Origin of the sequence: Corynebacterium jeikeium (genome assembly GCA_003955985.1) — a bacterium.
In the GTDB taxonomy this organism is placed as follows: domain Bacteria; phylum Actinomycetota; class Actinomycetes; order Mycobacteriales; family Mycobacteriaceae; genus Corynebacterium; species Corynebacterium jeikeium_D.
The window spans coordinates 2,424,838-2,438,764 of sequence record CP033784.1 but is presented as its reverse complement, the minus strand read 5'-3'; the positions used below and the strand labels follow the sequence as shown (position 1 = coordinate 2,438,764).

General features: G+C 59.6%; 15 protein-coding genes. 8 read left to right on the top strand and 7 right to left on the bottom strand.

Annotated elements, in window-relative coordinates; translation table 11 throughout:
• Positions 1–28: 28 nt before the first annotated feature.
• The 3 genes from EGX79_10745 to EGX79_10735 all read left to right on the top strand — a co-directional run bounded on the left by EGX79_10745 (position 29) and on the right by EGX79_10735 (position 2,217).
• Positions 29–517, top strand: coding sequence for a DUF732 domain-containing protein (locus EGX79_10745; protein ID AYX82607.1), 489 nt, complete (start codon positions 29–31; stop codon positions 515–517).
• Between the two features lie 5 nt (positions 518–522).
• Positions 523–1,446, top strand: coding sequence for a cutinase family protein (locus EGX79_10740; GenBank protein AYX82606.1), 924 nt, complete (start codon positions 523–525; stop codon positions 1,444–1,446).
• 213 nt (positions 1,447–1,659) lie between these two features.
• Positions 1,660–2,217, top strand: coding sequence for a TM2 domain-containing protein (locus tag EGX79_10735; GenBank protein ID AYX82605.1), 558 nt, complete (start codon positions 1,660–1,662; stop codon positions 2,215–2,217).
• A gap of 18 nt (positions 2,218–2,235) precedes the next feature.
• Here the strand turns inward: EGX79_10735 and EGX79_10730 are convergent, their stop codons facing one another.
• The 7 genes from EGX79_10730 to trmB all read right to left on the bottom strand — a co-directional run bounded on the left by EGX79_10730 (position 2,236) and on the right by trmB (position 8,761).
• Positions 2,236–3,600 (bottom strand): PFL family protein, encoded by a 1,365-nt coding sequence (locus EGX79_10730; GenBank protein AYX82604.1) that lies wholly within the window; start codon positions 3,598–3,600, stop codon positions 2,236–2,238.
• Positions 3,601–3,614: 14 nt separating this feature from the next.
• Positions 3,615–3,884, bottom strand: coding sequence for an ACT domain-containing protein (locus tag EGX79_10725; GenBank protein AYX82811.1), 270 nt, complete (start codon positions 3,882–3,884; stop codon positions 3,615–3,617).
• 252 nt (positions 3,885–4,136) lie between these two features.
• Positions 4,137–5,663: a peptide MFS transporter gene (locus EGX79_10720; protein AYX82603.1), complete on the bottom strand. Its 1,527-nt coding sequence runs from the start codon at positions 5,661–5,663 to the stop codon at positions 4,137–4,139.
• A gap of 87 nt (positions 5,664–5,750) precedes the next feature.
• Positions 5,751–6,122, bottom strand: a complete 372-nt coding sequence (locus EGX79_10715; GenBank protein ID AYX82602.1) for a DUF3054 domain-containing protein — start codon at positions 6,120–6,122, stop codon at positions 5,751–5,753.
• Between the two features lie 62 nt (positions 6,123–6,184).
• A complete protein-coding gene (locus EGX79_10710; protein ID AYX82810.1) occupies positions 6,185–7,156 on the bottom strand; it encodes a UPF0104 family protein in 972 nt (323 codons plus the stop codon).
• A gap of 131 nt (positions 7,157–7,287) precedes the next feature.
• Positions 7,288–7,971, bottom strand: coding sequence for an NYN domain-containing protein (locus EGX79_10705; protein ID AYX82601.1), 684 nt, complete (start codon positions 7,969–7,971; stop codon positions 7,288–7,290).
• A gap of 4 nt (positions 7,972–7,975) precedes the next feature.
• Positions 7,976–8,761, bottom strand: a complete 786-nt coding sequence (gene trmB / locus EGX79_10700; GenBank protein ID AYX82809.1) for a tRNA (guanosine(46)-N7)-methyltransferase TrmB — start codon at positions 8,759–8,761, stop codon at positions 7,976–7,978.
• A gap of 388 nt (positions 8,762–9,149) precedes the next feature.
• On the opposite strand from trmB, the gene EGX79_10695 reads away from it, so the two are divergent.
• The 5 genes from EGX79_10695 to EGX79_10675 all read left to right on the top strand — a co-directional run bounded on the left by EGX79_10695 (position 9,150) and on the right by EGX79_10675 (position 13,879).
• On the top strand, positions 9,150–9,689 hold the full coding sequence (locus tag EGX79_10695) for a hypothetical protein (GenBank protein ID AYX82600.1): 540 nt from the start codon (positions 9,150–9,152) through the stop codon (positions 9,687–9,689).
• Positions 9,671–10,699: a hypothetical protein gene (locus tag EGX79_10690; GenBank protein AYX82599.1), complete on the top strand. Its 1,029-nt coding sequence runs from the start codon at positions 9,671–9,673 to the stop codon at positions 10,697–10,699. Before EGX79_10695 ends, EGX79_10690 begins: the two co-directional genes overlap by 19 nt.
• A gap of 34 nt (positions 10,700–10,733) precedes the next feature.
• Entirely contained in the window at positions 10,734–11,159 is a 426-nt protein-coding gene (locus EGX79_10685; protein ID AYX82598.1) for a hypothetical protein, read from the top strand.
• Between the two features lie 298 nt (positions 11,160–11,457).
• The gene (locus EGX79_10680; protein AYX82597.1) at positions 11,458–13,293 is read left to right on the top strand and encodes a phosphoenolpyruvate carboxykinase (GTP); all 1,836 of its coding nucleotides are present in this window, start codon (positions 11,458–11,460) and stop codon (positions 13,291–13,293) included.
• A 112-nt stretch (positions 13,294–13,405) separates the two neighbouring features.
• The gene (locus EGX79_10675) at positions 13,406–13,879 is read left to right on the top strand and encodes a transcriptional regulator, BadM/Rrf2 family protein (GenBank protein AYX82596.1); all 474 of its coding nucleotides are present in this window, start codon (positions 13,406–13,408) and stop codon (positions 13,877–13,879) included.
• Positions 13,880–13,927 lie beyond the last annotated feature (48 nt).

Genomic DNA, 13,927 nt, shown 5'->3' with positions numbered 1-13,927 from the left:
AGCAGGGCACTGAATAAGGGATAGACAAATGTCCATGAACAAGTCCTTCCGGACACTGGCTACAACCACAGCTGTTGCGCTGCTGACCTTCGGAGTGGCCGCCTGTGGCAGTTCCACAGTGGAGTCTTCGGAGGTCACCTCGTCGACGACTACGAAGACCTCCACGACGTCGTCAAGCACGAAGACTTCTGCGCCGAAGTCGAGCGAAAAGTCTGCGCCGGAGATCACAGATCCCCAAGCTAAGCGCGTGGACGAAGCGCCCGATGGACAGATGAAGCTCAGTGAGGCGGATGATTCATACCTCGAAGCGCTGGAAAAAGCGGGAATTGATGTTGCTGGGGTGGAGGATCAGCTCATCGGCACAGGTCGCGCGGCATGCGCAGACGCACCGGAGGAGGAGCGTCAGGTCATCGCGCTGGCGATTGCCGGACAGCTGGTCGCACAGGGGCGCTCACAGGAAAGCGCTGAGGAAGTGGCGAAGACTATTGCAAGCTCCGCTAAAAAGGCGTATTGCTAGCACTCATGCGTAAAGTGGTGACAATTCTGGCGGTCATTGTGCTGGTGGCCGCTATTGGCTTCGGCGTAGTGCAATGGCTTAACGACGACCAAGGCGGTCAAACCCCACCGACCCCCGGTGACGATGGTGGGGTTCTGGCCGAACAACCCGAGTGGTGCCCGGCGGTAGAAGTTATCGCGGTGCCCGGAACTGCGGAATCGCGTGCTGACGATGATCCGATGGCCCCGACCGCGAACCCGCATTCGCTGCTGCTTGGCCTGACGAACTCGATCTCAGGGTCCTACTCGGAGGGCGATGTCAAGGTCTGGACTACGCCGTACCCGGCACAGATTAAGACGCATCAGCTGCCCGACCAACTCACTTACGATGATTCGCAGGCAGTCGGGCGCGATGTCACCGCTAAGGAAATGGCTGACTTGCACGGGCAGTGTCCGCTGACGGACTTCGTCCTGATGGGCTTCTCCCAGGGGGCAGCTATCGCAGGTGATTTGGCCTCTGACATCGGCAATGGCCGCGGTGTAGTTCCGGCCGAGCGCATCGCGGGCGTGGCTCTGTTGGGCGACCCGCGGCGTGACCCCAATCAGGGCGTGAACCAGGGCGTTCCGCTGGCTGGTGTGGGCGTCGAGCTGTCATTGCAGCCGCTTGGCGGCATTGTGCAGGCTGTGGTTCCGGGCGCAACGATGCGCGGTCCACGAGACGGCTTTGGGCCTCTTAATGACAAGGTCCAGAATGTCTGCGTGCCATCGGACTCCTTCTGTGATGTGCCTCCGGGAGTGGCCGATGCGATTGCACGAGCGCAGGAGATGATTACCGGCGCGGGTGCGCACGCGACCTACGCCACGAATGATGTGGCAATTTCGGGGACGACTCCGCTGGCCTGGACTGAGGGCTGGACTCGCGAACTGATTGAGCAATCGCTGGCGCGGTAGGGGGCAGCTCAAAATGTGCGAGACGCCCCCGACGGGGACTTGCTGTTAGAATCTTGCTCAAGAACTGGTGTTTAATGTTTCAAAACAACAGTTTCGCTAAAATTTCGAAAGAAATTGACGAAGTTGCAGGAAGCAGTCTGACGGAACCGGTTATTATCGCCCAAGGAACTGCTGTTCATGACCGGGGAAATCTAGGCGAAAAGGTAGGGTGCAATGACGAATCCGACAAACCCATATGGAGATTTCGACGAAGACGGTATGCCGAGGTCCAAGGGGAAGTTCGCTAACAGCTCGGGTGCTTACAGCTCCGGTATGCCGTACTCGGATCCGTACCCATCGCAGCAGCCGAACATGGGGCAGGGCTATCAGGACCCGAGCCAGCACAATTTCCACAACGGGTACTCGAACCCGTATCAGAGTGGTTACCCAAACCAGCAGGCGCCGGCGTATTCCGCTGGCTTCGGCGGCCCGAACCCGCACCAGGGCTACGGGGTCGTAGGGTCCCCTGTCTCGGATAAGTCCAAGATTGCAGCGGCTCTGCTTGCTTTCTTCCTGGGCACCCTGGGTGTTCACAATTTCTACCTGGGGCACAACTCGCGTGGTGCTATTCAGCTAGCACTGACGGTATTCGGCTGGATTACCGCCATCTTCCTGGTTGGCTTCTTCCTCATTATCGGCGTCAGCATTTGGGCATTTATCGAGTTCATTTTGATTCTCGTCGGTAGCGGCTCCTACGCCTATGACGCAAATGGGCGCCGCCTGCAATCGTAGGAGCCTCGTCCGAAGCCGCTAGTTCCTGAACCCGTGCACCGGGGCGGGGATGTAGCCGCCACGGGCAATGAACTCGGCATTGCCCTTGGCATTGACATCAATGACCGGCGCGTAGCCGAGCAGACCACCGAAGTTCACCTCATCGCCCGGCTTGGTACCCGGCACCGGAATGAGGCGGGCGGCGGTGGTTTTGTGGTTCATCACACCGATGGCGGCCTCGTCGGCAATCATGCCGGAAATCGTGGTCGCAGGCGTGTCACCAGGAATTGCAATCATGTCGAAGCCCACCGAACAAATAGAGGTCATCGCCTCCAGCTTGTCCATGCTGATCGATCCCGCACGGACAGCATCAATCATGCCCTTGTCCTCAGAGACCGGGATGAACGACCCGGACAGTCCACCGACGCGTGAACAAGCCATCAGGCCGCCTTTCTTGACGGCGTCGTTAAGCAGCGCGAGCGCGGCAGTGGTGCCGTGCGTGCCGACCTGCTCCAATCCCATGTGTTCGAGGATGTGAGCGACGGAGTCACCCATCTCAGCGGTCGGCGCGAGCGAGAGATCCACGATGCCAAAAGGCACGCCCAGGCGCTCCGACGCCATCGTGCCGACCAGCTGACCCGTGCGCGTGATCTTGAACGCCGCCTTCTTAATCTCCTCGGCGACTTCGTTGAAGCTGGCGCCCTGTAGATCGCCGAGCGCGCGATCGACCACCCCCGGACCCGAAACGCCGACGGATACGACACAATCGGGCTCCCCGACGCCGTGGAACGCGCCGGCCATGAAGGGGTTGTCGCCCACCGCATTGGCGAAAACCACCAGTTTTGCGCAGGCAATCGAGCTGCGGTCGGCGGTCTGCGCCGCAGCTTCCTTCACCACTTCGCCCATGCGGCGCACTGCATCCATGTTGATGCCCGCGCGTGACGACGCTACGTTGACCGAGCTGCACACCAATTCGGTCTCGCTAAGAGCGTGGGGAATGGAGTCGATGAGCCGCTTCTCGCTGGTCGTCGCGCCCTTTTCGACGAGCGCCGAGTAGCCGCCGAGGAAGTTCACGCCAGAATCGCGGGCGGCGCGGTCCAGTGCCTTGGCCACCACGGTGGGGTCGCCTTCGCAACCGGCCGTGATGAGGGAAACTGGTGTGACGGAGATGCGCTTATTGACGATCGGAATGCCCAGCTCCGCCTCGATACCCTCGCAGACCTCCACGAGGCGAGCGGCCTGCCTGGTTACGCGGTCATACACCGCCTGTGCGGTGGCTTCCATTTCAGAGCGAGAGCACTCGAGCAGGGAAATGCCCATGGTGACCGTCCGGATATCCAGACGGTACTTCTCGATCATGTCAATAGTGTCGAGGAACTTAGATTGCGCGAAGTTGAAATCCATCCTGGTCGCGCCCTTTAAATCTCGTTGACGGCGTTGAATAGCGCCTCAGACTGGATTCGAATGACAAGCCCCTCCCGCTTGCCGACGGAATCCATGTAACCCTGCAGCGTGCTGATGGGGGTGGCCTTCTCGTTGAACTCCACCCGCAGGATCATGGTGAACCATTTATCCATGAGGGTCTGGGAAACATCGACGATGTTGACGTCCTGCTCCGCCAGAGCAGTGGTGACGGCGGCGATGATGCCGGTGTGATCCTCGCCGGTGACGGTAATGATGGCAAACATGGCCTCAATTTTAGCCGGTGGGGAGGTGGGGAAAATCTGTGGATGGCGGTTGTGCTGGTGGCGAGTTTGTGGCGAAGCATGTTCAGAGCCACCCAAAAAACACTTCACGACACCTATGTCACCTCGTGCCATCTGTGGAGGCGGCATGAGGTGACATAGGTGTCGTGAAGTGGGGAGGAGGGGGAGGGGCGTGGGCGTGGGCGTGGGCTGTGCCAGAGCGGGGGCCAGCCTTACGGATCCGGCCCTACGGCCCTATCGGACGTCGACGAACTCCTTGACAATCCACTTGCGCAGGGCGAGCAGAATCAAGCCCAGGACAACCGAGGCGATACCCAGGGTGATGAAGAAGGTGTTCTCAGCAGCGGCATCCTCATAGTTGTAGAAGCCGGCCAGGGTGCCTGCCAGTGAAGTACCCATAGCGACTGCCATCAGCCAGACGGCCATCATGCGCGACGGGAATGCTGCCGGAGCGACCTTGGTAGCAAGGGCGTTGCCGACCGGGCTCAGCATGAGCTCACCCATGGTGAACAGGAAGAGAATCCAGATAATCGCATACAGCGGAGTGGAGTTCTCACCGCCACCGGAGAATGGGATGAAGAAGAACAGCGAGATACCGATGATGATGTTGGCGACACCGAACTTCACTGGGGTGGACCACTGGCGGTCACCAAGCTTGGACCAGGCGGCTGCAAAGACCATCGAGAAGGCGATGATGAAGATCGGGTTGATCGAGTTAATCCAGGCCGGGGACATTTCCCAACCGAAGATCTCGCGGTCGAGGCGGATGTCCGAGTAGATGGCCAGCACCGTGAACTGCTGCTGGAAGATACCGAAGAACAGCACGCCTGAGACGAACATCGGGATGAAGCCGACCAGGCGAGTCTTCTCCGATTTCGTCGTAAGTGGCGAGGAGTACATCTGCCACCACAGCACCACAGCGGCGATCAGTGCAATCACTGTGACCACAGTGGAAAGAGTCGTGACCGGAACAATTCCGGTGGAAACCAGCGTAACCGAGACAACAGTGATGACCACTGCGATGCCAATCCATACCGGGTACTGCTTCTTCGGCAGCGGGTTCGGAATCTCATGGCCAGCCTCGGCGATGGTGGACTTGCGCATCAGGATGTACTGAATCAGACCGGCAGCCATACCGATAGCGGCCAGGCCGAAGCCCCAGTGGAAGCCCTTCATTCCCCAGATCCAGCCGGTGAGCAGTGGGCCGAACAGGGCACCGATATTGACGCCCATGTAGAAGATGGAGAAGCCGGCGTCACGACGCGGGTCGTCCTTTGCGTAGAGCTGACCCAGCACGACCTGTGCGTTGGTCTTCACGCCGCCGGAGCCGATTGCGATGGAGACAAGGCCAATAGCCAGGCCAATCACGCCGGGGATGAATGCCAAGGAGATGTGGCCAAACATGACCAGGATGGCGGAGTAGAACAGTGTCCGCTCCGAGCCAAGGATACGGTCAGCAACCAGAGAGGCAACGAGTGCGGCCATGTAGACAAGACCGCCGTAAGCACCGACGATAGAGGTAGCAGCACCCTTGTCCAGGCCGAGACCGCCCTGAGTGGTCTCGTAGTACATGTAGAAAGCCAGGATGGCCTGCATGCCGTAGAAGCTGAAGCGCTCCCACATTTCGATGCCGAAGAGATTGGCGAGACCCCACGGTTGGCCCATGAAGGTGCGGTCTTCGCTGGACCCTGCGGGGTTATGAGTTCGTTGGGTCTCAGCAGTTGGTTGATTGCCGAGAGCCTCGTCTGAAGATTTGTCCATTCTTCAATTATCGAGGCGGAGTGCAAAAATTAAAAACCAGATTTAGTCAGTGAACTAAACCGAAGGGTTAGGGACGGGTCCGAAGGCTTAGTCCAGAGACTTACGAGCAACCGCATTCGACGCTGCTCGCCAACCCAGCAGCAGCAAGGCGCTCATGACTGAGGCAACCAGAATGAAGGACCAGTGCGGGACTGCCGAATTGCGGGTGGCCCACACAGCTAGGCCGACGACGACAGTGCCGAGCCACACAATTGCGCCTGAACTCACTGCACGCGGGTTCGGCTCGTTCTTAATCAGCGCGGTGCCCAGGAGGACACCGAATGCGAACGGCCACCAGGTATCGAGGATATTGATGAAGGTAAAAGGATCCTCGGGAGTGTTGTGAGCCAGACGTGCCAACACGGCGAAAATAAAGATGGCGAGGATGTCAATCAAGAACGTCGATACGCGTGTGTTCATGCTTCTTAGTCTAGCGACCCCTCAGATTGGTGGGTGACCAGCGACCAGCGGCGAGGAAGCCATTAGCGGTCAGCGACTGGCTGATGCTCGGGCTGATCCTTGTGGTCGAAGCCGAGGGCGTAGATAATCCAGCCCACAATTGCCACCAGGACGAAGGAAACGATGCGGTAGACCAGCACCGCTGCAAAGGCCTCGGCGCCGGTGGTGCCGCCTGCGATGAGAGCCGCGGTCAAAGCGGCCTCGACAGTGCCGATGCCGCCCGGTGTGGCCTGGATGAAACCTGCGAGCTTGCCGGTTACGAAAGCCAGCAGCACCTTCGTAGCGGAGATGTCATCGACACCAACGGCACGGATGGCGGCGTAGAGACAGACAATTTCCGCGACCCAGTTGATAAAGGACCAGGTGAAGGAAAGAGCCAAAGTTTGCACGGGCAACTTCACGCTGGTCAGCTGTTTGACGGACTCTTCAAGTCGGTCGACATCGGTGTCCGCGGGCTTCTTTCGAATCTTGTTAAAGACACGCAGACACCACGCGCCTGTCTTGTTGAGAAAAGCCGGGTTCTGCGAAATCCGCCACAGCAAAATGGTGGCTAGTAAAACCGCAATTGCCATAGCGATGAGCACTGCGGTCGTGCCACCCTGTCCGACGAAGAAGAGGCTGCCAAGCCCCAGAAATGCCAGACCTAAAAACGACAACGCGCCCGAAAAAAGCACGAACCAGCTGACAAGGACCGCGGATGCGCCCCACTGCATCATGCGCTTAATCTGCAGCGCCGTGGAGAATGCGGCACCACCGGGAACGGTGACCGCCCACGCGTTGGATGCGAGGGTTAGCGCATTGGTGCTACGGCGAGTGGCTGCTTTTACGCCTCCAGCTCGCAACAGCAGACGCATCACTTCCGCCATCGCGTAGAGCGAAAAAGCCACGGAAAAAATGGCGATGAACAGCCACTTAGCATCGACATCCGCAAGGATTTGGAGCCCCTGGACGACGCTGTCCCAGTTTCTTACCGTCAGGACGATACCGGCAATCACGAGGGCCACGAGGATTATCGATCGTAGCCAGCTCGAATTGCCGGTTTTGAGGACTTTTTTAAGTCGTGACATAAATAAGAAGCCTGTTCGTCTTCCTGTTCGTCTCCCTAGACGTCGCCGCGGTGGTCTCCCTAGTCGTCGTTCTTACCGTCGCGCTCCTTGAGCAACGACGTGAGCGGACGGAACGGCTGCAGCCACGCACCGCCATCTGGCAGGCGGTCGAGGTCGATACGCGGTAGCGGCTCGCGGAAGACGCCCTTGATTTCCTCCAGGTCAACGAAGCGAATCGCATCGGAGGTCAGCGCCCAGGAAGCATGCTCGTGAAAACCGATGACGGTTACCGGAATCCCTTCGGAGGCGAGCTTTTCCAGCAGCTCCTGGAAGTTCTGGCCATCGGCGGACGCAACGACGACGCTGCGCAACACGCCCTCGTCGTAACGCCGTTGGATGTGCGCAATCATGTCGGGGTCAACGTCGGTGTCCTCTTCGATCTTCGGCTTTGCGAAGACCGCGAAACCGACATTGCGCAGGGCCTCGACCCAGGGGCGGACAATCTCCGCAGAGCCCGGGTTGACGTTGGTGAAGACCGTGGCTTCGGGGAGGACATCGGAGCCGATTTTCTTGGATACGCGCTCGGCTTCGTCGATAAGCCATTTACCCACGGCGTCGAAGCGCGGGCGGTGCGCGGCGGTCGGGCGGGAGCCAAGGATAGCGCCGAGCCCCATGTCCAAGTTCGGGGCGTCCCATACGAGCAGTGCGGTGGGGTGCGTCTCGGTGGTGTTGTAGCTGGCAGAGGTGTTCTGGGTAGTGCTCATGTTCCTATGCCTCTTTCTTGCGCCAGATGAACTCGTGGATGTCGTGGTCGAGGTTCAGGCCGCGGGCTTCGAACTTGGTCGTCGGTCGGTCGAGAAGCATGGGGGATTCCGGCCACGGCCAGGCGATGGGCTCGAGCGTCGGCTCGACCTCGCGGAGTTCCTCAATCCATTCCGCGTAGTCCGCGTGGTCGGTGGCGGCGTGGAAAATGCCGCCGGGCTTCAGACGCGAAGAGATCAGGCGCAACGTGCCGGACTGCACAATGCGGCGCTTGTGGTGGCGTGCCTTCGGCCACGGGTCCGGGAAGAACAGGCGCACGCCGGCCAGCGACTCCGGCTCGATCATGCGCTGCAAAACCTCGACGCCGTCGCCGCGGACCATGCGGATGTTCGACACCTCATTGCGCACGGTGGCAGAGAGCAGTTTCGCGAGGCCAGGGCGGTAAAGCTCAACTGCGATGATGTTGTGGTCCGGTTCTTGCGGAGCCATAGCCACGGTGGACGTGCCGGTGCCGCAGCCAATCTCGACGATGGTCGGGCCCTTGCGGCCAAACCATTCCTCCACGTCAATGACTTCGTCGGAGAGGACCTTGCCGTAAGTGTCCCAGTTGTCTTCCCAGATTTTTTCCTGGTTGGGGGTCAAAGTGCCGCGGCGGAAGGACAGATTGCCGATGCGCGGGTAGTCAAGACCGTCGTCGAATTGGGTCTTTTCCGGACGACCTGCAGGCAATTCGCCCTTCTTCGGCTGGCGCTCATGCGGCTGTTCCGCCTGCTCGTCTCCGCGAGTTGGCAATGGTTCAGATTCCTGCGAAACCGCAGGCTGTTCGATATTTTCAGAAAAATCAGAAGTAGTCACGTTCCCTATTGTCCACGACATCGGCCAACTATCCAATCATTGCCCCTAGGATTTTTGTTGTTGTCCTGGCGGTTTCACTTCGGTTGACGATGCCGCGTCGTCCCGAACTGGCGGCATGGCGGGACAAGTTGTTTTGTCGACTTGCCGAATCCGCGGTCCGCTGTAGGCTGAACGCGAAGCCGCGCTTATTCGTTGGTTGAAGCCGTGCTTGGGGTCTGCCTAGCGCAGTGTTTCAGGGCGCGGATTCTGGCCTACGGGCCGTATGGGGGTTACGCAGGTTTTTAACTAAACTGCGCAGGGGATTTATGGGAGGGGACTAGGCCGAATGGACCTTATTTCCGCAAGTGACGTCACGGAAACAACACAGCCGTCAACAGGATCTACATCGTCGTTGCGCGCCGCTGTGGTGGACTGGCTGTCAGCACGGCAGGTCGCGCACTCGGACACCACACACACGAGCGGTGCGGAGGTGTGCGTCGCCAAGGCGCTTGAGCGTGAGAAACGGCCATCGATAATCTGCGCGCGATTGCGCAGGGGCGTGCGCGAAACCGCTGTGCGCGAGGCATTTTCGCAATGTCACGCGGAGCTGGCCGACAAGCTGTCCGTCCCTGTCGCGCTGGTCATCGAGCAACAACCGATTCGCCATTCGCTTGCCGACGAGTATTGCGACATCACCACAAACGAGACAGCTGAACACACCTTTTTGTTCAGCTCCGCGTTGCGGAAGATTGCTGAACGCCACGGGGCGAAAGGCGGATCACGCAATGATGACGGGCTACTCGCAGTGCAGTTGACTGAGATTGCGGCGGCCTTTCCCGCGGCTAGAGACAGCCTGGAGGAGCTGTTATGGCAGCACCGGACGTAGTTGAGCCACTCCCGGTCTCGGCCGAGGGGCCGGAGCAGCCACCGCTTCTTGTCACCAAAGCCGGGGACGCAGCGGACCGCGCGGACTTCTCGCAGATTGTTGATACTGCGACTCCGCCACGTCGCCTGGAGTTTGTGGATAAACGCAGCGCCGTCGTGCTCTATGTTGCAGACAGCGAGGTGCAGCCCACGCGGGAGTGCGTCAGCACGGTTGCAGCCATTAGCCAAGCCACCGGCCGTGTTGCAGTTGGCCTGATTGGCAATGGTGAGTATGCCGAGGCCTGGCGTCAGGAAATCGACAGCACAATCCCAATGGGAGCGCTGGACGAGAGGATGGCCAGAACCCTGGTTCTGCTGGCAGAAGGTCCGCCCAGAAACCCGGGGGAAACACTGAGTGCGCGCCGGGCTCGAAATGTGCGAGCTCAGCTGGCACAGGAGCGATCGCGCGGAGCCGGGGCGGCGGCGCGATTGCAGCGGAAGATGCAGTTGGCAGCTGAGAGCGCAGTGCGGGATGCACTCCAGGAAGTGGCTGACGGCCCCGCAGGTAATCAGGCGGAACTTCAGGGTCGTGCCGAGGTCGCAGCGACGCGGCTGCAACAGCGGTGTGGCGACGAATTGGGCCTTCGTGTGGAAATTTCAGTGCCCGCTCCAGCAAGCCCGGCTCGCCCCAGTTATGTCATGGACACTCTGGTGGCGGTGGCATCGCTTGGCGTGGCGGTCGGCGCAGTGCGGATCGTCCACGGATTGCTGATGTGGATTGGGGTGCCGACGCTTGCGGCGCAGCTGGTCGCACTCGCAATAGGCCTCGGTGTTGCGGTGGTGGCGGTGAGCGCAACGATTCGTCGTAACGCACGCCAACGCACCTCGCAGTGGCGGGCAAATTACCTTGCCCATCTGCGGCGAAAATGGACACAGTCCGTGGAGATGACGGTGCGCGAAGCCATTGGTGCGCGGGGTCCGGGATGGCGAATAGAGCAGCTGGCGGAGTACACCGGAACGCCTGCACGATAGCTGTGACAGCGAAGAGAAATAGGGGGATATCACGATGGATGAGTTTTCTTTACTGCAGTACTTTTCCGATCAACCCGCGTCCGATGGCGGGGTGGAGGCGCGTTCGCCCGCTACGCCGTGTGGTTTGGAGGCGGCGACACCGATTGATGGGCAGTCGGCGGACGTTGGTGGTGCCGGGCTGGTTGTGGAGGTCGATGGGCAGCTCTACGACCTCGGCGACGACGAGGGGTCAATTACGCTTGCCGACGATTCCGGGTTGTCAATCTATTCAGATCTGGACGGTGACGGCACGGTGGATCACGTTACGACGGTCCGTTTTGACGGCACTTGGGAGTCTTGGAGCAGTGATGATGTGAGGGCTGCTGACGCGATGGGCGGAGCAGCAGTGGAACCGGCATCAGCCGCGGGGAAGTGGGATGCGTATTCATGGGAGCAATCCGCTCGGGGCAGCTGGGACTAACGACTTTGGAACCACGGTGCGCGGGGGTACCCGTGTCTCGGTTGCTTACAAATGGGGGTAACTGCACCCAAAGGGTTAATGGTTTTAGATTTATGTGGTGAGGCTGGCCTTATTCACTGGTTATGGCCGTAAATGAACAGGTCGCAAGAATGGGGCGGGGAAAATTATTTGTTGTAAAGCTGTGATGTAACGGCTTGCAAATGCGGGAACGAGCCGATTGTCGATGTGGGGCCCGGCAACTTTCGGTATCCCCCGGTAGCCTTAAATTAAGACGCGAATCAATGAGTCAGGAGAACTGATGTCCGCACCTTCTATTCCTGGTCTCGAGGGCCAGGCCCCGACCGAGAACGCCGAACTGCTGCGCTGGATTGCTGAGGTCGTAGAACTGACCCAGCCAGACAAGGTTGTCTTTGCTGATGGCTCGGAAGAAGAGTGGAACCGCCTTACCCAGGACCTGGTTGATAAGGGAACTCTTATCAAGCTGAATGAGGAAAAGCGCCCGAACTCTTTCCTTGCCCGCTCTAACCCGAAGGACGTTGCTCGTGTGGAGTCCCGCACGTTCATCGCTTCTGAAAAGGAAGAGGACGCTGGCCCGACCAACAACTGGGCGGATCCGGTCGAGCTGAAGAAGGAAATGACCGAGCACTACCGCGGTTCCATGAAGGGCCGCACCATGTTCGTCGTTCCGTTCTGCATGGGTCCGATCACCGACCCGGAGCCGAAGCTGGGCGTTCAGCTGACCGACTCGGAGTACGTGGTTCTCTCTATGCGAATCATGACCCGCATGGGTCAGGATGCCCTGGACAAGATTGGCCCGGACGGAGACTTCGTCCACGCTCTGCACTCCGTTGGCGCTCCGCTGGAGGAGGGCCAGGAGGACGTTGCATGGCCGTGCAACGATGAGAAGTACATCACCCAGTTCCCGGAGACCAAGGAGATTTGGTCCTACGGTTCCGGCTACGGCGGAAACGCCATCCTGGCCAAGAAGTGCTACGCACTGCGTATCGCTTCGGTCATGGCCAAGGAAGAGGGCTGGATGGCTGAGCACATGCTCATCCTGAAGCTCACTAATCCGGAGGGCAAGGCCTACCACATCGCCGCTGCATTCCCGTCTGCATGTGGTAAGACCAACCTGGCTATGCTGACTCCGACCATCGAGGGCTGGAAGGCCGAGGTCGTCGGCGACGACATTGCATGGCTGAAGTTCGGTGAGGACGGTCGCCTGTACGCTGTTAACCCGGAGAACGGCTTCTTCGGTGTTGCGCCGGGCACCAACTACTCCTCCAACCCGAACGCCATGAAGACCATGGAGGCCGGTAACACCCTGTTCACCAACGTCGCACTGACCGACGATGGTGACGTCTGGTGGGAAGGCATGGAAGGCAAGCCGGATCACCTCATTGACTGGAAGGGCAATGACTGGACTCCGGATTCCGACGAGCTGTCCTCGCACCCGAACTCCCGTTACTGCACCCCGATTTCGCAGTGCCCGGTCGCCGCACCGGAGTACGACGACCCGCAGGGTGTCCCGATCGACGCCATCCTGTTCGGTGGCCGCCGCCCGGACACTGTGCCGCTGGTAACCCAGGCACTGTCCTGGAACCACGCAACCTTCATCGGTGCAACCCTGGCTTCCGGCCAGACCGCTGCTTCCGCTGAGGCCAAGGTCGGCTCCCTGCGTCACGACCCGATGGCAATGCTGCCGTTCATTGGCTACAACGTCGGTGACTACCTACAGCACTGGATCGACATGGGCGCCAAGGGCGGCGACAAGATGCCAGAGGTCTTCCTGGTCAACTGGTTCCGCCGTGGCGAAGACGGCCGCTTCCTGTGGCCGGGCTTCGGTGACAACTCTCGCGTTCTCAAGTGGATCATCGACCGCATTGAGGGCCGTGTTGGTGCCAAGGAGACCGTTGTTGGTCACACCGCTAAGGCAGAGGACCTGGACCTGACTGGCCTGGACATCGACTTTGAAGATGTCAAGGAAGCCCTGAAGGCACCGGCTGCTAAGTGGCAGGGTGACCTGCCGGACAACGAGGAGTGGCTGAAGTTCCTCGGCGACCGCGTTCCGCAGGAAGTCTGGGACGAGTTCGAGGCTCTGAAGGCTCGTATCGAGAAGAGCCTGCAGGACTAAGATCTTGCTAGCTAGCCTTGCTAAAAGCTAGAACATAGAACCACCCCCTTGTTGCCCGAAGTGGCTGGCAAGGGGGTGGTTTGTGCAGTACAACGATGAAGGGTGACACGCAATGCAATTAACGCTTTTCTCTGATTTGAGCCTGCGTGTCATCACTTTGATGGCGATGGGGGAGTCGGGGCGCAAGTACACCGCTGCCGAGGTGGCGGAGTCTCTCAATGCGTCTCGCGCGCATGTTTCCAAGGTTGTCTCACGACTTGTGGAGCTCGGCTTCTTGGAGGCGGTCAAGGGGCGCAATGGTGGCATCTATCTGCGCGAGTCGGCTACGGAAAAATCCGTCGGCAAGCTGCTGCGCACTTTGGAAAACAACGAGGTCGTCGATTGTGTCGGCACTGACTGCCCATTACTGCCGACGTGCCTGTTGCGTGGCAAGTTAGCGGCTGCGCAGGAGGCGTTCTTTGCCGCACTGGATCCAGTGTTGATTGCTGATCTCATTCCGCCCAAATCGGCTAATGGTGTGGATGCCAATCGCCCCGAGGGAGGCGGTCCGCAGGGGAGTACCCAGCTCAATATTCGTCCGGTTTAGGTGCAGAGCTGAAGGCCTGACCGCGGGTTGAAAAAGCTAAAAATGGTG